Genomic DNA, 24,679 nt, shown 5'->3' on the forward strand with positions numbered 1-24,679 from the left:
AATCATTCATAAAACCAATGACTATTTCCGCCGCATAATCCGGTTAAGAATTAACTTAACTCGTAACAATTATATTTTATTATTCTTGGTCAGGAGTGATTTAGCATGAGACAGCTTTCTCGTGCGGAAAGTTCAATACGTAATTAAATAAAAACAACTGCAAAGGAATTCCAAAATGCAAAGAAAAGTACTGGCCCTGATGATTCCAGCGCTGTTAATGGCTGGCGCTGCGCATGCTGCAGAAATTTATAATAAAGACGGCAACAAATTAGATCTGTACGGAAAAGTAGATGGTCTGCATTACTTCTCCGACGATGCCTCTAAAGATGGCGATCAAACTTACATGCGTCTGGGCTTCAAGGGTGAAACCCAGATCAACAACATGATGACCGGTTACGCCCAGTGGGAATACAACATCCAGGCCAATAACACTGAAGGGTCTAATAACCAGTCATGGACGCGTCTGGCCTTCGCCGGTGTTAAAGTCGGTGACTATGGCTCCTTCGATTACGGTCGTAACTATGGCGTTCTGTACGACGTGGAAGGCTGGACCGATATGTTGCCTGAATTCGGTGGTGACTCTTACACCAATGCAGACAACTTTATGACTGGCCGTGCCAACGGGGTCGCAACCTACCGTAACACTGACTTCTATGGTCTGGTACAGGGTCTGAACTTTGCCCTGCAGTATCAGGGTAAAAACGAAGATGCCAGCAACAACCAGGAAGGCACCAACAATGGTCGCGACACGCGCCATGAGAACGGTGACGGCTTCGGTATCTCCACCACCTATGACTTTGGCATGGGTATCAGCGCGGGTGCTGCCTATACCTCTTCTGACCGTACCAACGAGCAGGTGATGAATACCACTGCCGGTGGCGATAAAGCGGATGCCTGGACTGCAGGCCTGAAATATGACGCCAACAATATTTATCTGGCGGCAATGTATTCTGAAACCCGCAATATGACCCCTTATGGCGATAATACGGATGCCGTGGCCAATAAAACGCAAAACATTGAAGTGACCGCGCAATATCAGTTCGACTTCGGCCTGCGCCCGGCAATTTCTTATCTGCAGTCTAAAGGTAAAGACCTGGCCAACGGTCAGGGCGATCAGGATCTGGTTAAATATGCTGACGTAGGCGCAACCTACTACTTCAACAAAAACATGTCCACCTACGTTGATTATAAAATCAACCTGTTGGATGAAGATGACAGTTTCTACAAAAATAACGGCATTAGCACGGATGATGTCGTTGCATTAGGTCTGGTTTACCAGTTCTGATCCCAAGAGCCCGCATCGTGATGCGGGCTCGTTATTTTCGTTGCGACGCCTGAAGCCAGCCCTCCTCTTCTCTCCCATCATATTTCCCCCTCTTCGCGCCTGTCGGCTCAGTGAATGTGTGAATCATCTCAAAAGGAAAATTTATGACTATGTCGTTAAGGGTAAGTTTAAAGAAACCCGTGTACACTCACCTTATAGACTTTGCTTCATTAAGGATAACTGCATTGTTTGGTCGTGTATCAGTTGCCGTACTTACCCTTCTGGCGATTATATGGATGGCGTTAATTTTTGATTTTGGTGGTGTCGTTGGGCATCTCGGCGCGCTGTTGAACCATCTGGATGGCAGTTAAGGTTTCCCCCAAACAATACGCCACCAGCAGGGCCGGTGGCGGGAAACGTATCAACGGACTATTTTTTGACCGGCTGAGGCTTTTTATCACCTGACTCAGGCGCCTCACGCGGATCGTCTTTCTCAACATACAGCATATTTCTCTCCTGTTTCGGATACCCACTCCCCACTATAGGCCGCATTGTTAAAATCTGGCCAGGCGGCAGTTATGCTTCTTTTTGACGAAAAGAGAGGTAGCCGAAAACCCCGCTGTCGCCATCCGCGGGATGATTAACGCCGTCCATCACCGCCACTTCGGCAAAATCAAAGGGGGTCACATTTTCAAAACAGGCCACATTCACGCCGTATTCGTTGGGATTTGAACGCCGCTGATGGAAGGTATAAATCCCGCAGACCGAGCAGAAGAAATGGCGGGCTGTTCCTGTGTTAAAACGATATTCCGTGAGCTTATCCGCCCCTTTCGTTACGGTAATGCCCGACAGCGGTGCCGAGACCACCACGGCGCCCCGCATCCGGCAAAAAGAGCAACTGCAGCGCCGGGCGGTATTTAATCCGTCTGAGAGTTCAACGGTAAACGTCACCGCGCCACAATGGCACTGTGCATGACGAATATCAACCATCGGTTACACCCCCTTTCTCACGAGCTCGGCAGCCTTAACGAAAACCTCATCTTCAACGCCATCGCCTTTCTGTCTGCCGAGTCTGACCAGTTCACTCACAATACTGTCGCGATGGATGGGTTGCTGTGCTGAAACAAGACCGATAACGGCGGCACCAATTGCCAGTCCCACTAATCCCGTTTGTTCATCTTTGTTCTTCATGTTTGTGCTCCCTTGTACAACACAAAAAGCGTAGCAGGATTGTGGTAAAACGTGGCGTTGTCACGGATGCTATTTATGCTGTGATACAGGGCGTAACCCCTCCGCTAACAGACGATGAGGTCGAGGTGTACGTGTCAGAATCGCGGCGCGAGGCCGTATTTGGGCGCATTAATGTTCGCGGCCCAGACCTTGATGTCGTTTTGAAGAAGTAAGGTAAAATCCGATTTCAGATGGTTAACCATGCCGTTAACGCTCTGTGCATCTTTCACCGAAAAATGCTCTATCCGGTTCTGCCCGACCTGAACACAATAATACGTGGCCGGAAGCACTTTGCCATTCACGTTAAGTTCTTGTCGGGTCCCGCCACAGCGCCCTTCGGTGATATAGGAGACCAGCAAATTTGCTGATTTCCGCTCAGGCTGAGAGATGCTCAACATGACCGGGAAACCGTCTGAGGTCTGGGTCATATCGTAAAGAACAGCATTTTTTATATACCAGGTATTATATTCCCGCTCCTGAAAAGCTGACCTCGAAGGCGCAGAAACGACCACCAGCATTGCCAGTGTAATAGTTTGAATTTTCATGAGATGTTGTCATCCGTGTCGTTGCACACATTATTCAGATCGTGCAAAAAACAGCAACACCTTAAGAATATTCCTACTACTATTGGCAGTCGTTTTTAGTTATCTACCGTGGTCAGCGCGTTATTGCATTCCGTTTGTACACGCTCAGTACGTTAAAACAGGAAAGAGTTGGTACACCGCCACCATCGCTGAAATACTGACGATGACACTGACAATGAAGTAGGTTTTGAAGGGCTGCTTTTGCGTTTTATGGCGAAACAGTTGCTGACCTATAATCGCCCCGGGCCATCCGCCGATAAGGCCAAATACCAGCAGTGTGGCTTCCGGCACTCTGCGCATGGCCCTTCGCGCCGCCATTTTGTCGGCGCCATACATCGCTAACGTCAGTACGTTGATAAGCAGGAGCCACAGGATGAACGGATGCGAGGTGAATAGACTTCCGATTGCGGCGATCAACAGAAGCAAATAACAAAAGCGATTGAGGGTCATAGCACAAGCCACTGGAATGTTCAGAGTATGTCGAAGCCGCATTATACGCGATATCACAAAGCAAGGTTGCTGCCGTCCACAATTCAAAATCCTGTAAAACGTGCTGGCATTCGGCGCAACAATCCGTACCATACACGGCACACTTTCGCATGCTGGTGGTTAACCGCAGGCGCTGACCCGTCTTTTATTGCCAGTCAGATGGGGCACTAAAATGCGCAGAGGGTGTTTGAAATCTAAGCTTCATAGAGTGAAGAGATGAACAGCAAAGAGAGGGCAATGCGGAAAGAAGCTGCCCCTCTAAACCGTTTGCCCCACTGGTGCCCCATTTGAAATTTGAGTACAGATTAAATGCAACAAAATCAAGAAATTAATAAGAAAGAGCAATACAACCTGAACAAACTGCAAAAGCGTCTGCGCCGTAACGTTGGTGAAGCCATTGCAGACTTCAATATGATTGAAGAAGGCGACCGCATTATGGTCTGCCTGTCAGGTGGTAAAGACAGTTACACCATGCTGGAGATCCTGCGTAATCTTCAGCAAAGCGCGCCGGTGAAGTTTTCCCTGGTGGCGGTTAACCTCGATCAAAAGCAGCCTGGTTTCCCGGAGCACATTCTGCCGGAATACCTCGAAAAACTGGGCGTTGAGTACAAAATCGTAGAAGAAAATACCTACGGGATTGTGAAAGAGAAGATCCCGGAAGGCAAAACCACCTGCTCACTCTGCTCTCGTCTTCGCCGCGGCATCCTGTACCGTACCGCGACAGAACTGGGTGCAACCAAAATCGCACTCGGCCATCACCGCGACGATATCCTGCAGACGCTGTTCCTGAATATGTTCTATGGCGGCAAGATGAAAGGCATGCCGCCAAAACTGATGAGCGATGACGGCAAACACATTGTGATCCGCCCGCTTGCCTACTGCCGCGAGAAAGATATCGAGCGGTTCTCTCAGGCCAAAGGGTTCCCGATCATTCCATGTAACCTGTGCGGCTCTCAGCCGAACCTGCAGCGTCAGGTGATTGGTGACATGCTGCGTGACTGGGACAAACGCTACCCGGGCCGTATCGAAACCATGTTCAGCGCGATGCAGAACGTGGTGCCTTCTCACCTCGCGGACGTTGAGCTTTTCGATTTCAAAGGTATCAACCATGAGTCGGAAGTGGTGAATGGCGGCGATCTGGCGTTTGACCGGGAAGAGATCCCCGTGAAACCTGCTGGCTGGCAGCCAGAAGAAGATGACAATCAGTTTGAAGAACTGCGCCTGAATGTCGTGGAAGTGAAATAGTGGAATAATGCAAACGCGTCTCAGACCACCGTCTGAGACGCGTTTAAACCTTATTTCAGCAGACGAACGCGACAGGTTTTACCCTTGATTTTCCCGTTCTGCAGCTGTTTCCAGGCCTTATGGGCAACCGACTGGCGAACAGCAACATAAACATGTGCAGGATGTACCGCAATCTTGCCGATATCCACCCCATCCAGCCCCACGTCTCCGGTCAGCGCACCGAGCACATCACCCGGACGCATCTTGGCTTTTTTACCGCCATCAATACACAGCGTTGCCATTTCTGCCTCCAGCGGAACGAGACTGACGTTGCCCGGTGCATTCACCCAGTTAAGCTTAATCTGCAGCATTTCAGACAGAATATTGGCGCGCTGCGCCTCTTCCGGTGCGCAGAAGCTGATGGCCAGACCGCTGTTTCCGGCACGCGCAGTACGGCCGATACGGTGAACGTGTACTTCAGGATCCCATGCAAGCTCGTAGTTCACGACCAGCTCAAGCGATTTAATATCCAGACCGCGCGCCGCCACATCGGTGGCAACCAGCACGCGGGCGCTGCCATTGGCGAAACGGACCAGCGTCTGATCGCGATCGCGCTGTTCCAGATCGCCATGCAACGATAACGCGCTCTGCCCTGCGGCGTTCAGGGCGTCACAGACCGCCTGACAATCTTTTTTGGTGTTACAGAACACCACGCAGGAAGCGGGCTGATGCTGACTGAGCACCTTCTGCAGGAGCGCGATTTTTCCGTGCTGGGACGTTTCATAAAACTGCTGCTCGATAGCAGGCAGCGCATCAACACTGTCAATTTCGATGGTGAGCGGATTTTTCTGCACGCGGCCACTGATTGCGGCGATCGCTTCAGGCCAGGTCGCCGAAAATAACAGCGTCTGACGGTCTGCAGGCGCGAAACGGATCACTTCATCGATAGCATCGCTGAAGCCCATATCCAGCATCCGGTCTGCCTCATCCATGACCAGCGTGTGTAATGCATCCAGCGAGACCGTACCTTTTTGCAGGTGGTCGAGCAGTCGGCCAGGCGTCGCCACAATGATGTGAGGTGGATGCTGAAGCGAATCACGCTGCGCACCAAACGGTTGTCCGCCACAGAGGGTTAAAATCTTGGTGTTAGGCAGGAATCGCGCCAGACGACGCAGCTCGCCCGCGACCTGGTCCGCCAGTTCGCGGGTTGGGCACAGCACCAGAGACTGCGTCTGAAACAGCGCAGCATCAATATGCTGTAGCAGACCCAGACCGAAAGCCGCCGTTTTTCCGCTCCCTGTTTTAGCCTGAACGCGTACATCACGCCCCTCAAGAATGGCGGGCAATGCGGCCGCCTGAACAGGCGTCATGGTGAGGTATCCCAACTCGTTGAGGTTATCGAGTTGGGCGGCGGGCAGTACATTCAGGGTTGAAAAAGCGGTCACAATAGTCTCTCGTGGTCATCTTTGCGGTCAGATGGCGCGTATCCTCGCAGATCTCGGGGTTCGATGCGACAATTTAATCGGTTCTTCATCGGGCGGCGGGTCAGGCATGGGTTGCGGACGCGGAACAGGATCGGGCATCGGTGTCGGATCGGTGGGGATCGGATCGGACTGACGTGAATACTGCAGTTGCAGAGCGAGTAAGATGCTCATCATTCCCTCCAGGTTTTACTGACGTCCCTTTTAGGGTAGTCGCTGGGGAACAGGAGGCAAAAAAAAGCCGACTAGTTAAGTCGGCGTCGTACGAATCAATTGTGCTATGCAGTAATTCAAAAAAGGAAGTAAGACAATATGGAGCGCAACGCCCATCGCTTGACGTTGCATTCACCTGCGGGAGTAATATTGCACCTTACGGGGTCATTGTTTATTGACTTCGCTCAATTAAAAGAGCGTTTTGATCTCCGTAAAAGCTGAAAAAAGTGTAAATTTACAGCCATTTACTACGATGCAACCACCATGCAACACCACCGATCAAAACAACTAACATGACGCAAAATGCGGTAAAGCCATAATGGGCCGCGCCGCCGGGAATTCCGCCCAGGTTCACGCCAAACAATCCCGTCAGGAATGTGCTCGGCAGAAAGACCATTGCCATCAGCGACATCGTATAGGTTCTTCTTGCCAGCGACTCCTGCATCACCTGCGCGATTTCATCCGCCATGACGCCCGTGCGGGCAATACAGGAATCGATTTCATCAAGTCCGCGGCCCAGCCTGTCGGCAATATCCTGCATTCGGCGTCGCTGATCGTCATTCATCCAGTTGAGCCTTTCGCTGGACAGACGCGCGTATACGTCCCGCTGTGGCGTCATATAGCGGCGCATAACAATTAACTGCTTACGCAGGAGCGCCAGAAAACCGCGCGGCGGGATCTGCTGATCGAGCAGGTTATCTTCGAGGTCGATGATTTTATCGTGCAGCTCTTCGATAAACTCACTCGCATGGTCAGTCAGCGCGTCGCAGACGTCCACCAGCCAGCTTCCGCAATCGGTCGGTCCGGTGCCCTCTTTCAGATCGTTCACGATATCATCCAGCGCCAGAACTTTACGCTGACGGGTGGAGACAATCAGACCATCGTCCATATAAACACGCATCGCGACCAGCTGGTCAGGACGTTCATCGGTGCTGCCGTTAATGCAACGCAAAGTGATGAGCGTGCCGTCCCCCATTCTGCTCACACGTGGCCGCAGGCTTTCACCCGCCAGCGCATCACGCACGTTGTTCGGCAGGAGCGGCGTCGTGGCCAGCCAGTCGGCACTGTCCGGATGGGTATAGTTAAGGTGTAGCCAGCAGGGATGCTCATTATCAATGACATCGTTGTCTTCCAGCGGTCGGGCACCGCCACGACCATCCAGCACCCAGGCAAAAACTGCATCAGGAACGTTTAGTTCTGATCCTTTTATACTCTCCACCGCGCCTCCCCCTTTTCAGCTCTTTCGTTGTCAGTCTAGCTTTCATCAGGGGTTAAGCAACAACTATGTTTCGCATCGCGCTGAATTCGCTCAGGAAATAACCGTATTCCGCCAGGAGCCTTTTCAGACCGCACGGGAGGGTCATTCAGCGGCGAGAAGTCCGGATAAAAGAGCCCGGTTGACCAGGCTCTTTTCGTGCATCAGAGGGAGTGACCGGGACGCGAGTGGAATGACAGCGGGCCAGCATGAGAAGGCGTGGATTCAGCCTGATACCCCTTTTCGAGCCGGAAGTTACGCGTCCGCGCCTGCAGTTCACTTACCTGATTACGCAGTACATCAGAGGATCCGTTGAGTTCTTCTGCCATCGTAACGTTACTTTGCGTGACCCGTTCCAGCTCAGATAAGGCCAGCGTAATCTGGGAAATGCCTTTCTCCTGCTCTGACGTCGAGGTGAAAATGTCATCCATCAACTGACTGACATTGCCGGAGCCGGTCACAATTTCTTGCATATTCTTTTCAGCCTCGGACACAACGGTCACGCCCTGAGTGACGTTATTGCTGGTCACTTCAATCAGCGTTTTGATGTTTTTGGCGGCATCCGCACTGCGGTGGGCCAGGTTTCGCACCTCTTCTGCCACCACCGAAAACCCTTTTCCGTGGTCGCCGGCTCTGGCCGCCTCAACGGCCGCGTTTAGCGCCAGGATATTCGTCTGGAAGGCAATGCCGTCGATCATCGAGATAATCTCCGTCATTTGCTGTGCACATTCGGTAATGGATTGCATATTAGTGGCCACCTGCCCCATCAACTCGCCACCTTTGCGCGCCTGCAGTGTTGCCCTGTTTGCCTGCTCGCTGGCCAGTCGGGTGTTATCGGCATTATTTCGGGTACTTGCTGCCATCTGCTCCATGCTGGCAGCCGTTTGCACCAGCGATGCAGACTGCTGCTCTGTTTTCACCGAAAGCTGCGCGCTACGCGCGGAGAGTTGATCGGACAAGGTCATGGCGGTTTGCGACGAGACCCTGATCTCGCGTACCAGGGTCGCGATGTTGCTGGAGAGGCTGTTAATCCCGGGGATTAAACGCCCTGCACAGTTATTGCCAAATTCAGGGATAGTCACGCCAAGATTGCCTGCAGTCACTTCTTCAATACTTTTTTTCACCGTATTGATCGGCGTCACAAGATACTTAGTCATGTAGCCCCAGAGCAAAAATAGCGCAACGAAATTGATGATATTAAGTGAAATAAAGAGAGAGGATTTGCTGGAAAATAGAACAACGACACCTGCATCAACCAGGAAAAGACATAAAAGGAACCCGGCAATGAAGGTTCTGACACTAATATTTCTTAGCATGATTATATCCACGATTTTATATTTAGGTCGGCATTAAGATTTATAGCATTCGTGTTGTTGTTTGTCCTGATGAACAACGCTGGTTTCACCTTTCGCCGTTAGCCACCTAAGATTTAACTTAAGTCAGATAAAAACAGGGTATTAGTGAAAATGTTATATGCAGCATCCTGTGATACTGGTTTCCTGCCACTTTAAGCGATACCATCGCCTGCGATGAGACAATATGGCCGCGCTCATATTTAAGGGGCTTTGCTGCAATTATTCGCCTTTGTTTAGCAATGCTTAATAAGTGCCGGTAAGAATATATTTTATATTCACCGCCAGCCTTAACATTTTAATATGACCGGTCGTTTTTCACGATACCTAACTCATATTATTTGAATGCGCACGTACGTTGCCAGTTAAAGACGTGCCCGGCAGGCGAAATCGGTAACCCTCTTTGGCGTGGGATTGCATAATGCTCAATATATCGTGGGACCCTGTGTTAATAGCCCTCTCGTATCTGGTGGCCTTTATCGCCTCATTTGTGGCCCTGGACAGCGCCGGAAAAATCCCGCTTTCCAGCCGTAAAACGGCGATGTTCTGGCGTATCGCCGGAGGCGTCACGCTTGGGATCGGGATCTGGTCAATGCACTTCATCGGCATGCTGTCGATGCAAATGCCGATGATAATGAGCTATAACCTCTGGTTAACCCTCGCCTCACTGGGCGTGGCGGTGGTTGCATCCACGGTCGCCATCAATATTGCCGTAACGGGTAAAACCCTTTCCCCTTTTCGATTGATCGTTGCCACGGTGCTCCTGAGCGCTGGCGTGGTCTGTATGCACTTTATCGGTATGGCCGCACTGATGCTGGACAGCCATATTCTCTGGGATCGACGCATTGTTGCCGTGTCCGTGTTGATTGCCGTTATGGCCTCCGGCGCGGCGCTGTGGCTGGCATTCCGCCTGCGGGATATGCGCAAAGGGGTGTTTATCAATCGTATTCTCGCGGCCTGCGTGCTGGGTGTCGCCATCTGTGCGATGCACTACACCGGCATGCGTGCTGCCCATTTTCAGGAAATGACGCATACCCTGCCCGGCGGTATCAGCGAGTTGGGGTTATCGGTCTGGGTTTCTGTCACCACACTGTGCCTGCTCGGCGGTATGTTAATTATTTCGCTCATCGACTCGCACCGGCGGACGAACCGACTGACCGACAACCTACGCCAGCTTAATCGTCAGCTTGAACTGCAGGCGCGGTTTGATGCGCTCACCGGTCTCGCTAATCGCCACCAGATGGACATTCGGATGCAGGATTGCCTGCGCAGCGCATTGCTCAGCAAGAAGCCATTCGCCGTGATTTTCCTCAACGTCGATCATTTCAAACGCATCAACGATACCTGGGGCCACAACACCGGGGATGAGTTGTTAATCTCTCTCGCGCAGCGCATTACCGCCCGCCTTACCCGCGAGATGACACTCGCCAGGCTTGGCGGCGACGCCTTTATCCTGCTGGTTCCCGAGTGTGACGACGATAAACTCAACCCGCTGCTCACGACATTGCTGGAGGATATGCGCCGCCCGTTTTCACTTTGTGGGCACACGCTGAGCACAACAATCAGCGCGGGTGTCAGCCTCTACCCGCAGGATGGCGAGACGCTGCATGAGCTGAAGCTAAAAGCCGATGCGGCCCTGAATCGCGTCAAAGAGGATGGACGAAACGGCTGGGCCGTCTACCGGAACGAGATGTCAACGGCTATTCCGGCTAACCCCGGCTTCCTGCAGGAGTTAACTCAGGCGCTGGAACGCGATCAGTTTGAACTGTGGTATCAGCCGACCTGGCATGCAAAAGACACCACTATTCACGGTTTTGAAGCCCTTCTGCGCTGGCGGCACCCTGAGCAAGGGGTGTTGCTGCCTAATCTGTTTTTACCGTCGCTGGAACAAACGGGGCTGATCATCCCGGTGGGGAACTGGGCGATTGAAGCGGCATGCCGTCAGCTTCATTTCTGGACAGAACAAGGTTTCAGCCAGTGGACATTGTCCTTTAACCTCTCCCCCGTCCAGTTCGAACAGCCGGATATCTTCCACATCATTTCGTCGATGTTGCATAAATATAATCTGTCGCCCTCCCGGCTTATCCTTGAGGTGACAGAAAGTACCGCACTGAAAAATCTCGACCGCAGTATTGAATTACTCAATGCGTTCAATCAAGCCGGGATTACCGTCTCGATTGATGATTTTGGCACCGGCTATTCCAACCTGTTGATGTTGAGCGTTCTGCCCGCTAAAGAGCTAAAAATCGACAAAAGCTTTGTGCACTCGATGCTGGTAAATGAAAAAAGCCGCAAGCTGGTGGAAACCATTATTAATATCGCCAGGACCATGGAAATGAATGTGGTTGCGGAAGGGATCGAGACGCAAGAACAACAGGTGGTGCTGACGGACCTCGGCTGTGATTACCTGCAGGGGTTTCTTTTCTCCCGTCCTTTACCTGCCGAACAGGTTCCCTGGCTGCTGCTGCAAAAAAACTCAGACAAACAAATTATACCCATTGGTAAAATTCACGCGGAACCCGCATATATTTCACAAAAAAATCATGCCTGACCGGGTTAAGTAGAGTATGTTTCAAAGGAGTCCACTCCCGTTAATTCTGTCATGATCCTCAGGCACATTGTGCCGATGTACAGGAATACGCTATGTCGCAAAATTGTTTTGATGCGCTGAATTTAATTAAAACCCCCGTGTGGCTCATTTCACCTGCTTCAGAACAGATCATTTTTGCAAATGTGGCCGCCGCTCAGATCATGGGCGATAAAACCCTGGATGACCTACGCAAAGGTACCTATTCCGCCAATGCGCATCACGTGCTGTCGATGTATGTGCCTGAACTGAAGAGTGAGCAGGAGATCGTCGAAATCTGGACCATCTCGCGCGATGGACATGAAACCGCGCTGAGCTGCCGTCTCTCGCTTGCCCATTTCGTGCCCCAGGGGAATGTTATTGTTTTTGAAGGGCTGACGCAGCAGGTTCTCTCCGGGCTTAAGGCCAGCCGCTCCGCGACCTACCAGCGCAAAAAACAGGGATTTTACGCGCGCTTTTTCCTGACCAACAGCGCGCCAATGCTGCTTATCGATCCGTCCCGGGATGGCCAGATTGTGGATGCCAATCTGGCGGCGCTGACTTTTTACGGTTATGCGCATGATGAAATGTGCAGGAAACATACCTGGGAAATCAATACCCTGGGGCGGGATGTGATCCCCGTAATGACGGAAATTGCCGCGTTGCCGGGCGGCCATAAGCCCCTCAACTTTATCCACCGTCTGGCCGATGGCTCCACCCGCCATGTTCAGACCTATGCCGGGCCGATTGAAATTTACGGTGACAAATTGATGTTGTGCATTATCCACGATATCACCGAGCAAAAAAGGCTGGAGCAGGAGCTGGAACACGCGGCGCTGCGTGATTCCATGACGGGCCTGCTCAACCGGCGTCAGTTCTATATCATCACCGACCAGGCCAATACCCATCATCTTCCCGCGCAGCAGCAATTTAGCCTGCTGCTGGTGGATACCGATCACTTCAAAAATATCAACGACCTCTTCGGCCACCTGAAAGGTGATGAGGTACTGATCTCGCTCTCGCGCACGCTGGAAGCCTGTAGCCGCAAAGAGGACCTGGTCTTCCGCTGGGGCGGTGAGGAGTTCGTCATCCTGCTGCCGCGCACCCCGCTCGACACCGCCCTGCAAATCGCCGAAACTGTGCGCGATGCGGTCGCCCGCATCACGATCCCGGGTTTACCTCGCTTCACCGTCAGCATTGGCGTGGCGCGACATAATCCGGGCGAGAGTATGGATGAGCTGTTTAAACGTGTGGACGATGCGCTTTATCGCGCCAAAAGTGATGGGCGCAATAAAGTCCTGGCGGCATGAAACTGGTGTATCTCCGTAAGCCCCGTTACAATGCCCCTCTCGAATAAATGGACCACAGGTGGGTAGATGTGCAATGGGAAAAACAGAAATAATACTCACCATAATTATTTTATTCGTTATTATATTCGGCTTCTGGTTTATTTTCAGCGGTGAGATCTGGTTTCTGGTGGAATACCTTGAGAACAGTATCTACCCCACCTTCGATGCGCTATGACGCATGTTTAATTCCTTGTTTCACCTACCGAATTTGTCAGGTATCAGCACCGGTAAGAGGTGCGTAAAATACGCAACGTTATCCTCCAACAAGTTGATAACGAATCATTAAATCATTTGCTTATTTCGCCCGTTCTCTGACGGGCTTTTTTTATTTCCGGCAATTCAGCTGTGCCAGGCTATATCTTAAACATCGTTAAACCTAAAGGTGAGAAATGATGAGCAAGAAAATCCTGATGTTGGTCGGCGATTACGCCGAAGATTATGAAACAATGGTGCCCTTTCAGGCTTTACAGATGATTGGCCATCAGGTGGACGCCGTCTGCCCGGACAAATCCCGTGGCGACTACATCATGACGGCGATCCATGATTTCGACGGTGCCCAGACCTACAGTGAAAAGCCGGGCCACCGTTTTATCCTCAATGCCGATTTTTCCGCCGTAAAAGAGCAGGATTATGACGCGCTGCTAATCCCGGGTGGACGAGCCCCTGAATATCTCCGGCTAAATGATGACGTGCTGAAACTGGTGCAGGCCTTCGACGCCGCGCGCAAACCGATTGCTGCGGTTTGCCACGGACCGCAACTGCTCGCTGCTGCCGGCATATTAAAAGGACGAACCTGTAGCGCCTATCCCGCCTGTGCGCCTGAAGTCCGCCTCGGCGGTGGGCACTATGCCAATATTGGTATCGATCAGGCGCACGTAGACGGTAATCTTGTCACTGCCCCCGCCTGGCCTGCGCATCCGCAATGGCTGGCGAAATTCAGTGCATTGTTAGAATAACGTTGCCCTGCTCCCGCCAGCAGCGCCTGGCGGGAGCAATCTGCTGGGAATAATGTGTCGCCCGGCGATTTAGCGATCCTGCTGCTCCCACTGCGCTTCCCGCTCACGCGCTTTTCTGCGGGCTTCCTCTTTTTCACGATACAGTGGCGGATAGTAGATGTTCCCCCAGTCCCATTTACCGAACCAGAGACTCATCAGCGTACTAAAGATGATAATAAGTACGGTATAAAACAGAACGGTTCCGCTTTCATCGCCGTGGCTGAACAGATCGATGACCAGCGAATGCTGCGCGTCGCTAAACCACTGCGGATGGTCATCAAGCATCATGAAAAACAGGATCCCAAAGAGTAAATCCCCGACTTTAAATCGTTCATGAAATTTCGTGCGCCAGTTTGCATTATGTTTTTCATAATAATTCAGCAGGAACTGGTTGTTTTCCTTCAACGCTAAATCAAGTACTTCGCCTGAAGGAACTTCACCCGACCTCTTCTGATAATCACTCTGCGCGCGCAAGAAATCCGGGAAGATACTGCTGTAGATAAGCTCATTGAGTAATAGCCTGACGATATTGGCTATAAAAGGCATCACGGTGGTGGCAATCAAACCTAAGGCGGCGAGCGCCACGCAGAAAAAACCCAGATGTTCGGTCCAGTTAAGTGTCTGAACAGGCCAGGTTAATATTCCTTGCCCGCTGTATACCAGCAGCGCCAGATCGGCGAAAAGGACAATATAGATGAAGCGGATAATCCATTGCCATTCCCAGATTTTATCCATAATCCCTAACCCTGCCGGGAAAGACGCTTTCTCTTTCTTTTCATCCGTCATCATTTACCTCCCCTTTGACTCACGGAACAAACATCCCTCGTTCAATAAAGAAAAACTGGCGCAAATGCGCCAGCTCTTAATTTAACGTTCACAACGAAGACCGGCGGTTCCCGGCTCGTCAGTGTTTCTCAATATACATCGTCCGGCTATAAGCCACGTCTTCCGGGTTATTAATGGGGTAACCTTTCACCCATGGTTTGATCAGGCGGCCGTTGGTGTACTGGTAAATAGGTGCGATTGGCGCTTTTTCCGTGAGGATTTTCTCCGCCATGTTGTAGTCTGCGTTACGGGCTTTCGCCGTGTTTTCGAGCGTCGCCTGATGGATAATTTTATCGTACGCCGGATCGTTGAAACGCGAAATATTGCCGCTGTGGGTTGAGGTCAATAACGACAGGAAGGTCGATGGCTCATTGTAATCCCCAACCCATGACGCGCGGATCACATCGAAATTACCGGTATTACGGCTATCGATGTAGGTTTTCCACTCCTGGTTTTGCAGTTTGACGTCAACGCCGAGGTTTTTCTTCCACATCGAGGCCACCGCAATCGCGATTTTCTGATGGTTTTCTGACGTGTTGTACAACAGGTTCAGCTTCAGCGGGCGCTGAGGGCCATAGCCCGCGGCCTGAAGCAGCGTTTTCGCCTGGGCATTAAGTTCCTGCTGTGACATCTGCTCAAACGGCGAGGTTTCTGGCGTAAACCCTGCCGTCACGTCTGGCGTGAAATGCCAGGCGGGCTTCTCACCGGTTCCTAACACTTTGTCCGCCATGATGCGGCGATCGATGGTCATGCTCAGGGCGAGACGTACACGGGCATCGGCCGTGGGTCCTTTTTGCGTATTAAACGCATAGTAATAGGTGCCCAGCTGAGGCGGTGTATACACCTGTCCCGGAATGTCCTTGAGCAGCTTCTGATACATGTTTTTCGGGAACGATTCGGTGATATCAATATCATCCGCCAGATAGCGTTTAGTGGCCGAGGATTCCTGGTTAATCGGTATGAACGTCACTTTTTGCAGGACGGTTTTGGCGTTATCCCAGTAGTGTGTATTTGGCACCACAACCAGTTTTTCATTCACCACGCGATCTTTCAGAACGTAGGCGCCATTTCCGACCAGAGCCCCCGGACGCGTCCACTCTTTGCCGCTCTCCACATTGGCCTTTTGCACCGGATAGAAGGCAAAGTTTGCCGTCAGATTACTAAACCACGGCAGCGGTTTATCCAGCTGCACACGTAAGGTTTTTGCATCTACGGCCGTCACGCCCAGCGTATCTGGCGCGGCTTTACCATCAATTATCGCCTGTGCGTTATGGATACCCGCCAGCGCCGCAAACCAGGCAAACGGAGACGTGGTTTTCGGATCAACCAGACGCTGCCAGCTATAGACAAAATCCTGAGCGGTAACTGGCGAACCGTCAGACCATTTCGCGTTATCACGTAAGGAGAAGGTCCAGATACGGTTATCATTACTCTGCCAGCGCGTCGCCACGCCCGGGGTCAGTTCACCTTTCTCATTCTGATTAACCAGTCCTTCAAAAAGGTCGCGAATGACCTGTATCTCGGGTAATCCCACGGCTTTTGCCGGATCAAGGGAAGCCGGCTCATCTTTAATGTGTCTGGCCAGCTCCTGTTTTTGCGCCAGTACCGTGCCCTGTGGCACATCAGCGGCGTACGAGAGTGAAGAGAGTCCGCACAGCAACAGTGCAGTACAGAGACGCGAAACAGGATGCTTCATAAGATCCCCTTTTATGAATTCAGGTAATAAGCAGATGCGTAATTATTTGTTTCGACAATGAGAATTGCAAATACCTTCCTCCGGAAAGTTGATATCCGGCAATTTTCCCGCCATACGGAAACTATTTGATTAACCGCGAGTTTTGCACAACACTGCCAGTAGAGACTTCTTTATCAGGATTTCCTATGGCAATCACCCGACCCAGAGCGGAACGCGGCGCCTTCCCGCCAGGTGCAGAGCAGTATGGTCGTTCATTTTTAGGCGCATCGCTGATTTGGTTTCCGGCCCCCGATGCCGATCGCAACAGCGGTTTGATCATTGCCGGCACGCACGGCGACGAGAACTCTTCTGTCGTCACGCTCTCGTGCGCGCTGCGCACGTTGACGCCCAGCTTACGACGTCATCACGTGATTCTGGCCGTCAACCCGGATGGGTGCCAGCTTGGGTTACGCGCCAATGCGCGGGGCATCGATTTAAACCGTAATTTCCCTGCAGCAAACTGGCGCGCCGGTGAAACGGTTTATCGCTGGAACAGCTCCGCTGAAGAGCGTGACGTTGTCTTACTGACCGGCGACACGCCGGGCTCGGAGCCGGAAACACAGGCGCTGTGCCAGTTAATCCATAAGATCCACCCGGCCTGGGTTGTCACCTTTCACGATCCGCTGGCCTGCATCGAAGATCCGCGGCACACCGAGCTGGGCGAATGGCTGGCGAATGCTTTCGCCCTGCCGCTTGTCTCCAGCGTGGGCTATGAAACCCCTGGCTCATTCGGCAGCTGGTGTGCCGACCTGGGATTACCTTGCATCACCGCGGAATTCCCGCCGATATCGTCAGACGAAGCCAGCGAAAAATATTTAAAGGCCATGGTGGAGCTTCTGCGCTGGCAGCCTCAAAAATGAAGGACGCCGCTGGTAAACGTGAGTGCCGGTGAAACGTCAACCGCCAGCCATGTCGGGCCATCAAGATCGGCAAAACTGACATGATTTACCAGCGGCAGCGCCGCGTTGATCGCCCGGGATGTACAGAGCATGCATCCCAGCATGATTGAAAACCCCTGAGCTTGCGCCTGTTCTGCCAGCGCCAGCGCCTCTGTTAGCCCGCCGGTCTTGTCGAGTTTGATATTGACCATCTCGTAACGGCCCTGCAGTTCAACCAGGCTATCGCGCGTATGGCAGCTTTCATCCGCGCAGATGGGCAGCGGGTGGATAAAATTCTTCAGCGCCGCATCATCCTGTGCCGGCAGAGGCTGTTCCAGCATGGCCACGCCCAGGTCGGCCAGCAGCTGACATCGTGCGGCAAGGCCTTCGGGATGCCATGACTCATTCGCATCCACAATTAACGTGGCTGTCGGGACTGCCGAGCGGATAGCGACCATACGCTCGCTGATCAGACGATCGTCAAGCTTCACCTTTAACAGCGTCGCCCCGGCATCAAAGAGTGCTTTTGCGCTGGCGGCCATGTGTTCAGGCTCGCCAATCACCACCGTTTGCGCCGTGACAACCGATGTCGGCAACGTGACGCCTAGCAGCGTCGTCAGCGAGGTTTGCTGTTTGGCAGCCTCCAGGCTCCAGAGTGCGCAGTCAATCGCATTACGTGCCGCGCCGGCGGGTATACGCTGCTGTAACGCCTCGCGGGTGAGCCCTTTTTCCAGATCGGGAACGAGCGTCATGATAAGTGCCATTACCGACGCCAGACTTTCGCCATAGCGCGGGTACGGCGTGCATTCGCCGACGCCCTTAATGCCGTCCTCTTCTATCTCCACCACGACCACACTGGCTTCGCTTCGACTGCCGCGGGAGATCACAAACGGGGTATGCAATGGCCAGGCTTCTTCATAGACCTTAACGCTTCTCATCACTGACTCCTTGCGGCCCGGAAAGGCGAAAAAATTGGTTTGCCGTGTTATCCGCTGATGGCATACACTAGCCCCGACGTTAACTATATGTAAACAGGAAGATATCTATGTCACAACTCGTTCATTTCCAGGGCAACCCGGTTGCTGTTGCAGGTTCCATTCCACAGGCTGGCAGCAAAGCACAGGCTTTTACTCTGGTGGCTAAAGATCTGTCTGACGTCACACTGTCTCAGTTTGCTGGCAAACGCAAAGTCCTGAACATTTTCCCAAGCATCGACACCGGCGTCTGTGCTGCATCCGTGCGCAAATTCAACCAGCTGGCGACGGAAATGGATAACACCGTTGTGCTGTGTATTTCTGCCGACCTGCCGTTCGCCCAGTCCCGTTTCTGCGGTGCTGAAGGTCTGAGCAACGTCATTACCCTCTCCACCCTGCGCAGCCCGGATTTCCTGGAAAACTACGGCGTGAGCATCGCGGAAGGCCCACTGAAAGGCCTGGCAGCGCGCGCTGTACTGGTTATCGATGAAAATGACAACGTCGTGTTCAGCGAACTGGTTAACGAAATCACCACCGAGCCGGATTACACTGCCGCGCTGGACGTGTTGAAAGCATAATGAATGCTTAGCATTCTATATAGCTTAGCAATCTAATGAAATAACAGGGTTTATTTCTCTTTGCAGGCTCTGGAAGACGACACATGACAAACCTCGCACTGGCGGGGTTTTTTATTCCCTTTAAGCTGAATCGTTAAAGCTAAACCCTTCACCGTTCACATTTACTGTGCAATTAATTGTATTGAAGTTAACTTAATTGCGATCTTATTCTCATATTAGACCTTAAATATTCATATTTTCTTCCCCAGTGAAGCACATCACATTTCCCTTCAGGTCAAAACATTAGATTTGCTGACGAAAGCAAATAATCGTTTCAGCAAAAAGGAAAGGATATGAAAATTAAACTGGCTATTACGCTCCTTGCGGCTTTGATTTCGGGTCATGCTGCGGCGAAAACCTGGGTGCTGACAAGCGCTGAAAGCGGCGTGGAGAAAGGAAACTGGAAAATAACGAGCAATGAGCTGAAGGTAAAAGATCAGGCGTTCAGCATTGAACAAAAAGTGTTGCACGGTGGCAAACAGGAAGGCAGCAAAATCCTTGTTATCAGCAGTAAAAGTGGCCTGACCATTACCTTAAGCCCCTCTCGCGGCATGAACCTGCTCCATGTGGAAGGCTTCGGCACCAGAATGGGCTGGGATTCCCCGGTAAAAGAGGTCGTGAACCCGGCATATATTAATCTGGAAAGTCGCAACGGGCTTGGCTGGCTGGAAGGTTTCAACGAGATGATGGTGCGCTGTGGCTATGAGTGGACTGGGCATCCGGTCACGGCTGACGGCCAAATCTACACGCTTCACGGCAAGGCGGGCAATACGCCTGTCTCGCAGGTTGAAGTTGAGGTGGCTGACGCTGCCCCCCATGAAATTCGAATTCGCGGTTTGATCAAAGAGAGCACGTTCAAAAAAGCAGATTTGCAGACCATGACCGAACTGCGTTACGTCCCAGGAACCAACCAGTTCAGTTTGCACGATGTCCTGACAAACCATGCCGATTACCCGCATGATTATCAAATCATCTACCACAGCAACTTTGGTACCCCGATCCTCGAAGAAGGTGCACGCTTCCTTGCCCCGGTCGCGAGCGTCAGTCCATTCAATGACTACGCGAAAGCCGGTGTCAACGACTGGCAGACCTATGCCGGGCCAACGAAAGGCTTTGATGAGATGGTGTTTAACCTCAAACCGCTTGCGGATAACAACCACGAAACCCTCGCGGCCGTGGTGAATAAAGCCGGTGATAAAGGGGCGTCCATTCAGTTTGATACCCGCCAGTTGCCGGTGCTGACCTTATGGAAAAATACCGACACCCTGAAGCAAGGTTATGTCACCGGTATTGAGCCGGGTACCAGCTACGCCTATCCGGTCACCATTGAGCGCGAACAAAAACGCGTTAAGCAATTGCAACCGGGAGCCAGCACACAGTTTGATCTGACCTATACCCTGCTCCATAACCCGCAACAGGTGAAAGACGTGGAGAACCGAATTGCATCGATTCAGGGAGAGACAAAGGTCGACATTAATAGCACCCCTATCGCAAAAGAATGAGTAAAAAAAAGCCTCTTTACAGAGGCTTTTTACCGTTATTCGTCACCCTTCTTCTGATTCAAACCATACTCTCGCAACTTATTGGCAATCGCGGTGTGTGAAACGCCAAGGCGTTTTGCCAGCTTACGGGTGCTTGGATAGCTACGGTATAGTTGCGTCAGCACGGAGCGCTCAAAACGGCTGGTAATGTCATCCAGCGAACCTTCCATCGCCTCTTCACCTACTGACACCGTACCGGCATCGTAATCCGGTAACAGAATATCCTGCGGACGTAGTTCATAACCTTCCAGCTGCGTCAGTGCGCGGTAAACGGCGTTCTTGAGCTGGCGAATGTTGCCCGGCCAGCCGTAGCGCATGAGCACCGTGCCGAGATCGGCTGAAAGCTTCGGACGCGGTACCCCCTGCTCGTCGGCAAAGCGCGCCACAAACAGTTCGGTCAGCGGCATGATATCCTGCGGGCAATCGCGCAGCGGTGGGATATTCAGGGTCAGGACATTCAGGCGGTAGTAGAGATCCTCGCGGAATACCCCTTTTTGCACCAGTTCGACCAGGTTTTTCTGCGTCGCACAAATCACACGCACATCCACATGAACTTCGTGATCCTCGCCTACGCGGCGGAACGTGCCATCATTGAGGAAGCGCAGCAGCTTGGCCTGCATGCGTGGCGACATTTCACCAATCTCGTCCAGCAGCACGGAGCCGCCGTTAGCCTGCTCGAAGAACCCTTTTTTACCTTCCGGCGCGTGACCAAATAATTCGCTTTCGACGGCATCTTCCGGAATCGAGGCGCAGTTAAGGGCCAGATACGGTTTTGCCGCTCGCGGGCTGGCCAGATGCACAGCGTGCGCCAGCAGGTCCTTTCCGGTACCGGTATCGCCGGTAATCAGCAGTGGCGCGGTCAGACTCGCGAGTTTGCGCGCCTGATCCACTACATGCCGCATTTTCGGGCTGACGGCAATAATCTGGCTGAATGCCCCCACATCCTGACTGGAGATATTTTGCAGCTGACGGCCCATGCGCACGGTGGAACGCAGCATGATCACGGCGCCGGTCAGAACGCGCGTGTCGGCCTCGCCTTTCAGATAGACCGGCGTTATCTCCATTAAGAAATTCTGTCCGTGGATAACCACATGCTCGCTGTGGGTGTTCTGCGGATTGCTGTCCAGCCAGCGCTGGAAATTAAAGCCGGGAATCAACTGTGCTGCGTTGTGGTTGCTGAGTTTTTCCTGACTCTGCGCGAACAGCTGGCAGCTGGCATGGTTAACACGCTCAACTTTACTTTTTAAATCCAGGGAGAGGAAAGGCTCTGGCATGGCTTCAAGCAATGCGCTCAATGCCAGATGCTCACGCTCCGACGGCATCCAGGGGATGGTGCGTACATCCGTAACGCCAGCGATACGGCGTATTTCTGCCATCAGGCTACTGAACGTATTAAATTCAATTTCGGCAAAATTGAGGTAAATTCGCCCGACAGGATCGATCTCAATGCCACGTAAATCAATGCTACGTAAAACAAGAAGATCGAGTAATTCGCGGGTCAGACCGAGACGGTCTTCACAGAAGACTTCAAGACGCATGGGAAATTCACCGTTTTAAGCCAATAACATTAAAATGATATGTCAGAACACGGTGATCGGGAAGATGGCTGTCAACAAATATTGACAGCCAGCACGATTAATGACCAAACCGGCTACTGAACCGGTTTTTTATTGAGCGTCTCTTTGAGCTGACCGATTAACTCACGTCGGAAATCCCCCAATCGCGGCTTATCGCCATCAATCCACGGCAGTGGACGGCACACTTCCATCGCTTTGATGCCCAGACGGGCGGTCAACAAACCGGCACCAATACCCTGCGCGGCACGGGCAGAGAGACGCGCCGCCAGATCCTGCGACATCCAGTCCATCCCCACTTCCCGCACCAGCTCGCTTGCTCCGGCAAAGGCGATGTTGAGCAATACCAGACGGAACAAGCGAAGGCGGCTGTAGTACCCCAGCTCAATACCGTATAAAGCAGCAATCCGGTTAATCAGACGCAGGTTACGCCAGGCGATAAACGCCATATCCACCAGCGCCAGCGGGCTGACGGCAATCATCAGGGTTGATTCCGCAGCAGAGCGGCTGATTTCGCGCCGCGCCTGGGCATCCAGCACCGGCTGCACCATGTGGGAATACAGCGTCACCACTTCACGATCGTTCTGGGTTTCATGGATAGCGGCATACCAGCGCTGAAGCGCCGGGTGTGACTGGTCAATACCCGCCTGACTGGCCAGCTTTTCACAAAACGCGCGGCCTTTGCCGGTTCCGTGACTGTGGAGCAGATCCCGCGCTTCATCACGCTCATGGGCGCGCTGTCGCAGGCGCCACAGGCGACGCCACTCGGTCGCAACAGACCCGACACCCGCCCCCACAATCAGAGCACCGGCAGCGCAGCCGCCCAACGCGACCCAGTCCTGGGTTTGCCAGGCGTTGGCCGCCCACTGGACGCCTTGCCCAACCACGCTGACGCCAAACAATGCCAGCCCGGCAGTCACCATCTTTCGCCACAGGCTGCGTTTTGGGCGTAGCGCAGCTTCCACGACAGCTTCAGCCGGCCCCTCTTCAACAAGCAGCTCTTCGGTCAGCGCCGGGGCAAAATTATCTGCCTGCGGGCCATTAAACGTCTGCGCGGTTTTAAACGCCTCCGGGTGCTCTTGCTCAAGCGTTCCGGTAAAATCAATGCGCGGTTTTAACGGTTCCGTCATCGCAATTTATCTCCAATCAAAAACTCCAGCGCCGCATCCAGACGGATATGCGGTAACGGCTGATCGACCGTCATGGCCTGCGGGCGGAAGGCTTCAAACTGGAAGCCCTGGTTCTGCCAGAAGGCCGGCCCCGGAAGGCGTGCGGGCACTTCGCCCGGATAGACAGTAAGCGGTTCGCCGTCGCTGAGACGGTTCCCGCGCAATGCCGGTATTTTCTCGCCATTAAGGTCAATCAACCCACTCTGTGTCGCCTGTACGGAAGCCAGTCCGAGGCAATCCATACTGATCCCTTCGAATGCGGCATTCTGCCAGGCGTCCTGCACCAGTTGCTGCAGCAGCGACACCATATTGGCATGCTGATCGACCGTCACGTGATCGGCTTTTGTGGCCGCAAACAGCAGCTTGTCGATAACGGGTGAGAAGAGACGGCGAAACAGCGTGCGCTGCCCGTAGTGAAAACTTTGCATTAACTGTGTCAGCGCCAGGCGCATATCGTTGAAGGCCTGCGGCCCGCTGTTCAGCGGTTGCAGGCAATCCACCAGCACAATCTGGCGATCAAAACGTAAAAAGTGGTTTTTATAAAAACCTTTCACCACTTTTTCACAGTAGTAATTGTAACGCTCGCGCAGCATTCCGGCGTTAGTGTGTTTGTCCGCCTGGGCCAGTTTTGACTCCCCGATGCCATCCACGTCCGGCCACGGGAAAAACTGCAGCGCAGGTGCGCCCGCCAAATCTCCCGGCAGAACAAAACGGCCCGGCTGGATGAAATGCAGCCCTTCCTGCTTACACTGATGCAGATACTCCGTCCAGGCCTCGGCAATCGCCGCCAGCCGGTTTTCATCGGCAGGGGCCAGCGGATCCAGGCCTTCGCACAGTTTTCGCCATTTCGTCGACCACTCGGCGCGGTTGCCCTGCAACAGCCCCGTCATCTGCCGTGACCAGCTGAGATAATCCTGTGCCAGCATAGGTAAATCGAGCAACCACTCACCGGGGTAATCCACAATTTCCAGATACAGGGTGGAGGTGTCCTTGAAGTGGCGCATCAGGGATTCATTAGAGCGAAAACGCAGCGCGAGGCGAATTTCACTCACCCCGCGCGTCGGCGTCGGCCAGCCGGGCGGTTCACCATAAAGCTGAGCCAGCCCTTCATCATAGGTAAAGCGAGGAATGCCAAAATCGCGCTGAGGCACACGTTTAACCCCCAGCAGGCGCTCTTCCCGCACGGCGCTCAGCAGCGGCAGCCGCGCCCCACTGTGCAGGTTAAGCAGCTGGTTCACCATCGCGGTGATAAACGCCGTCTTGCCGCTGCGGCTCAGCCCCGTCACCGCCAGACGCAGATGACGGTCAACGCCACGGTTCACCAGTGAATTGAGTTCGTTCTTAAGTCGCTTCATCGCCGTCCT

Annotated in this window: 24 protein-coding genes and 1 pseudogene; 11 read left to right on the forward strand and 14 right to left on the reverse strand. The window is 52.8% G+C overall.

Features of this window, described 5'->3' with window-relative positions; translation table 11 throughout:
* Positions 1–175 precede the first annotated feature (175 nt).
* Entirely contained in the window at positions 176–1,285 is a 1,110-nt protein-coding gene (gene ompC / locus ACMGG3_RS07585) for a porin OmpC (RefSeq protein WP_020884010.1), read from the forward strand.
* 143 nt (positions 1,286–1,428) lie between these two features.
* Positions 1,429–1,635 (forward strand): hypothetical protein, encoded by a 207-nt coding sequence (locus ACMGG3_RS07590; protein WP_032678257.1) that lies wholly within the window; start codon positions 1,429–1,431, stop codon positions 1,633–1,635.
* A 58-nt stretch (positions 1,636–1,693) separates the two neighbouring features.
* Here ACMGG3_RS07590 and ACMGG3_RS07595 read toward each other — a convergent pair whose 3' ends face one another.
* The 5 genes from ACMGG3_RS07595 to ACMGG3_RS07615 all read right to left on the reverse strand — a co-directional run bounded on the left by ACMGG3_RS07595 (position 1,694) and on the right by ACMGG3_RS07615 (position 3,528).
* Positions 1,694–1,771, reverse strand: coding sequence for a hypothetical protein (locus ACMGG3_RS07595; RefSeq protein ID WP_223263916.1), 78 nt, complete (start codon positions 1,769–1,771; stop codon positions 1,694–1,696).
* A 69-nt stretch (positions 1,772–1,840) separates the two neighbouring features.
* Positions 1,841–2,254, reverse strand: a complete 414-nt coding sequence (locus ACMGG3_RS07600) for a GFA family protein (protein ID WP_394245671.1) — start codon at positions 2,252–2,254, stop codon at positions 1,841–1,843.
* Between the two features lie 3 nt (positions 2,255–2,257).
* The gene (locus ACMGG3_RS07605) at positions 2,258–2,455 is read right to left on the reverse strand and encodes a hypothetical protein (RefSeq protein ID WP_014170281.1); all 198 of its coding nucleotides are present in this window, start codon (positions 2,453–2,455) and stop codon (positions 2,258–2,260) included.
* A 134-nt stretch (positions 2,456–2,589) separates the two neighbouring features.
* Positions 2,590–3,039 (reverse strand): hypothetical protein, encoded by a 450-nt coding sequence (locus tag ACMGG3_RS07610; protein WP_020884006.1) that lies wholly within the window; start codon positions 3,037–3,039, stop codon positions 2,590–2,592.
* 144 nt (positions 3,040–3,183) lie between these two features.
* Positions 3,184–3,528 carry a DUF1294 domain-containing protein gene (locus ACMGG3_RS07615; protein ID WP_020884005.1) on the reverse strand — a complete coding sequence of 115 codons (345 nt, stop codon included), beginning with the start codon at positions 3,526–3,528 and terminating at the stop codon, positions 3,184–3,186.
* A 90-nt stretch (positions 3,529–3,618) separates the two neighbouring features.
* Here ACMGG3_RS07615 and ACMGG3_RS07620 point away from each other — a divergent pair.
* Both ACMGG3_RS07620 and ttcA read left to right on the forward strand, forming a co-directional pair.
* Positions 3,619–3,735: pseudogene (locus ACMGG3_RS07620) on the forward strand (site-specific integrase); the annotation flags it as partial.
* Positions 3,736–3,876: 141 nt separating this feature from the next.
* Positions 3,877–4,812: a tRNA 2-thiocytidine(32) synthetase TtcA gene (gene ttcA / locus ACMGG3_RS07625; RefSeq protein ID WP_138013879.1), complete on the forward strand. Its 936-nt coding sequence runs from the start codon at positions 3,877–3,879 to the stop codon at positions 4,810–4,812.
* 50 nt (positions 4,813–4,862) lie between these two features.
* Here ttcA and dbpA read toward each other — a convergent pair whose 3' ends face one another.
* The 3 genes from dbpA to ACMGG3_RS07640 form a co-directional block, all read right to left on the reverse strand.
* Positions 4,863–6,236, reverse strand: coding sequence for an ATP-dependent RNA helicase DbpA (gene dbpA, locus ACMGG3_RS07630; RefSeq protein ID WP_068794673.1), 1,374 nt, complete (start codon positions 6,234–6,236; stop codon positions 4,863–4,865).
* 484 nt (positions 6,237–6,720) lie between these two features.
* Positions 6,721–7,704 carry a zinc transporter ZntB gene (gene zntB, locus ACMGG3_RS07635; RefSeq protein ID WP_014170313.1) on the reverse strand — a complete coding sequence of 328 codons (984 nt, stop codon included), beginning with the start codon at positions 7,702–7,704 and terminating at the stop codon, positions 6,721–6,723.
* A gap of 200 nt (positions 7,705–7,904) precedes the next feature.
* Positions 7,905–9,056 carry a methyl-accepting chemotaxis protein gene (locus ACMGG3_RS07640; protein ID WP_279256215.1) on the reverse strand — a complete coding sequence of 384 codons (1,152 nt, stop codon included), beginning with the start codon at positions 9,054–9,056 and terminating at the stop codon, positions 7,905–7,907.
* Positions 9,057–9,513: 457 nt separating this feature from the next.
* Between ACMGG3_RS07640 and ACMGG3_RS07645 the strand changes: the two genes are divergently transcribed.
* The 4 genes from ACMGG3_RS07645 to ACMGG3_RS07660 all read left to right on the forward strand — a co-directional run bounded on the left by ACMGG3_RS07645 (position 9,514) and on the right by ACMGG3_RS07660 (position 13,963).
* The gene (locus ACMGG3_RS07645) at positions 9,514–11,643 is read left to right on the forward strand and encodes a putative bifunctional diguanylate cyclase/phosphodiesterase (protein WP_311382616.1); all 2,130 of its coding nucleotides are present in this window, start codon (positions 9,514–9,516) and stop codon (positions 11,641–11,643) included.
* Between the two features lie 92 nt (positions 11,644–11,735).
* Positions 11,736–12,968, forward strand: a complete 1,233-nt coding sequence (locus tag ACMGG3_RS07650; protein ID WP_014170316.1) for a sensor domain-containing diguanylate cyclase — start codon at positions 11,736–11,738, stop codon at positions 12,966–12,968.
* 73 nt (positions 12,969–13,041) lie between these two features.
* Positions 13,042–13,182: an Ecr family regulatory small membrane protein gene (locus ACMGG3_RS07655; protein ID WP_020882478.1), complete on the forward strand. Its 141-nt coding sequence runs from the start codon at positions 13,042–13,044 to the stop codon at positions 13,180–13,182.
* Positions 13,183–13,399: 217 nt separating this feature from the next.
* Entirely contained in the window at positions 13,400–13,963 is a 564-nt protein-coding gene (locus ACMGG3_RS07660) for a DJ-1/PfpI family protein (protein WP_025204027.1), read from the forward strand.
* A 69-nt stretch (positions 13,964–14,032) separates the two neighbouring features.
* Here ACMGG3_RS07660 and ACMGG3_RS07665 read toward each other — a convergent pair whose 3' ends face one another.
* Both ACMGG3_RS07665 and ACMGG3_RS07670 read right to left on the reverse strand, forming a co-directional pair.
* Positions 14,033–14,791, reverse strand: a complete 759-nt coding sequence (locus ACMGG3_RS07665; RefSeq protein ID WP_063156475.1) for a hypothetical protein — start codon at positions 14,789–14,791, stop codon at positions 14,033–14,035.
* Between the two features lie 115 nt (positions 14,792–14,906).
* Positions 14,907–16,523 (reverse strand): peptide ABC transporter substrate-binding protein, encoded by a 1,617-nt coding sequence (locus ACMGG3_RS07670; protein ID WP_032678268.1) that lies wholly within the window; start codon positions 16,521–16,523, stop codon positions 14,907–14,909.
* 185 nt (positions 16,524–16,708) lie between these two features.
* On the opposite strand from ACMGG3_RS07670, the gene mpaA reads away from it, so the two are divergent.
* On the forward strand, positions 16,709–17,422 hold the full coding sequence (mpaA, locus tag ACMGG3_RS07675; protein WP_020882474.1) for a murein tripeptide amidase MpaA: 714 nt from the start codon (positions 16,709–16,711) through the stop codon (positions 17,420–17,422).
* On the opposite strand, the gene ycjG is transcribed toward mpaA, so the two are convergent.
* Positions 17,413–18,378, reverse strand: coding sequence for an L-Ala-D/L-Glu epimerase (gene ycjG / locus ACMGG3_RS07680; protein ID WP_032678269.1), 966 nt, complete (start codon positions 18,376–18,378; stop codon positions 17,413–17,415). The genes mpaA and ycjG overlap by 10 nt on opposite strands.
* Before the next feature lie 107 nt (positions 18,379–18,485).
* Here ycjG and tpx point away from each other — a divergent pair, with 107 nt between their 5' ends.
* Both tpx and ACMGG3_RS07690 read left to right on the forward strand, forming a co-directional pair.
* Positions 18,486–18,992, forward strand: a complete 507-nt coding sequence (gene tpx / locus ACMGG3_RS07685) for a thiol peroxidase (RefSeq protein WP_014170323.1) — start codon at positions 18,486–18,488, stop codon at positions 18,990–18,992.
* Between the two features lie 332 nt (positions 18,993–19,324).
* Entirely contained in the window at positions 19,325–20,533 is a 1,209-nt protein-coding gene (locus ACMGG3_RS07690; protein WP_370977359.1) for an aldose 1-epimerase family protein, read from the forward strand.
* 35 nt (positions 20,534–20,568) lie between these two features.
* On the opposite strand, the gene tyrR is transcribed toward ACMGG3_RS07690, so the two are convergent.
* From tyrR to ACMGG3_RS07705, 3 genes are all read right to left on the reverse strand, one after another.
* Positions 20,569–22,110, reverse strand: a complete 1,542-nt coding sequence (tyrR, locus tag ACMGG3_RS07695; RefSeq protein ID WP_014170325.1) for a transcriptional regulator TyrR — start codon at positions 22,108–22,110, stop codon at positions 20,569–20,571.
* Positions 22,111–22,223: 113 nt separating this feature from the next.
* Positions 22,224–23,276: a YcjF family protein gene (locus ACMGG3_RS07700; RefSeq protein ID WP_138614097.1), complete on the reverse strand. Its 1,053-nt coding sequence runs from the start codon at positions 23,274–23,276 to the stop codon at positions 22,224–22,226.
* Positions 23,273–24,670 (reverse strand): YcjX family protein, encoded by a 1,398-nt coding sequence (locus ACMGG3_RS07705; protein WP_221716269.1) that lies wholly within the window; start codon positions 24,668–24,670, stop codon positions 23,273–23,275. Before ACMGG3_RS07705 ends, ACMGG3_RS07700 begins: the two co-directional genes overlap by 4 nt.
* Positions 24,671–24,679 lie beyond the last annotated feature (9 nt).

This window comes from Enterobacter sp. BNK-18 (assembly GCF_047456135.1).
GTDB classification, from domain to species: domain Bacteria; phylum Pseudomonadota; class Gammaproteobacteria; order Enterobacterales; family Enterobacteriaceae; genus Enterobacter; species Enterobacter ludwigii.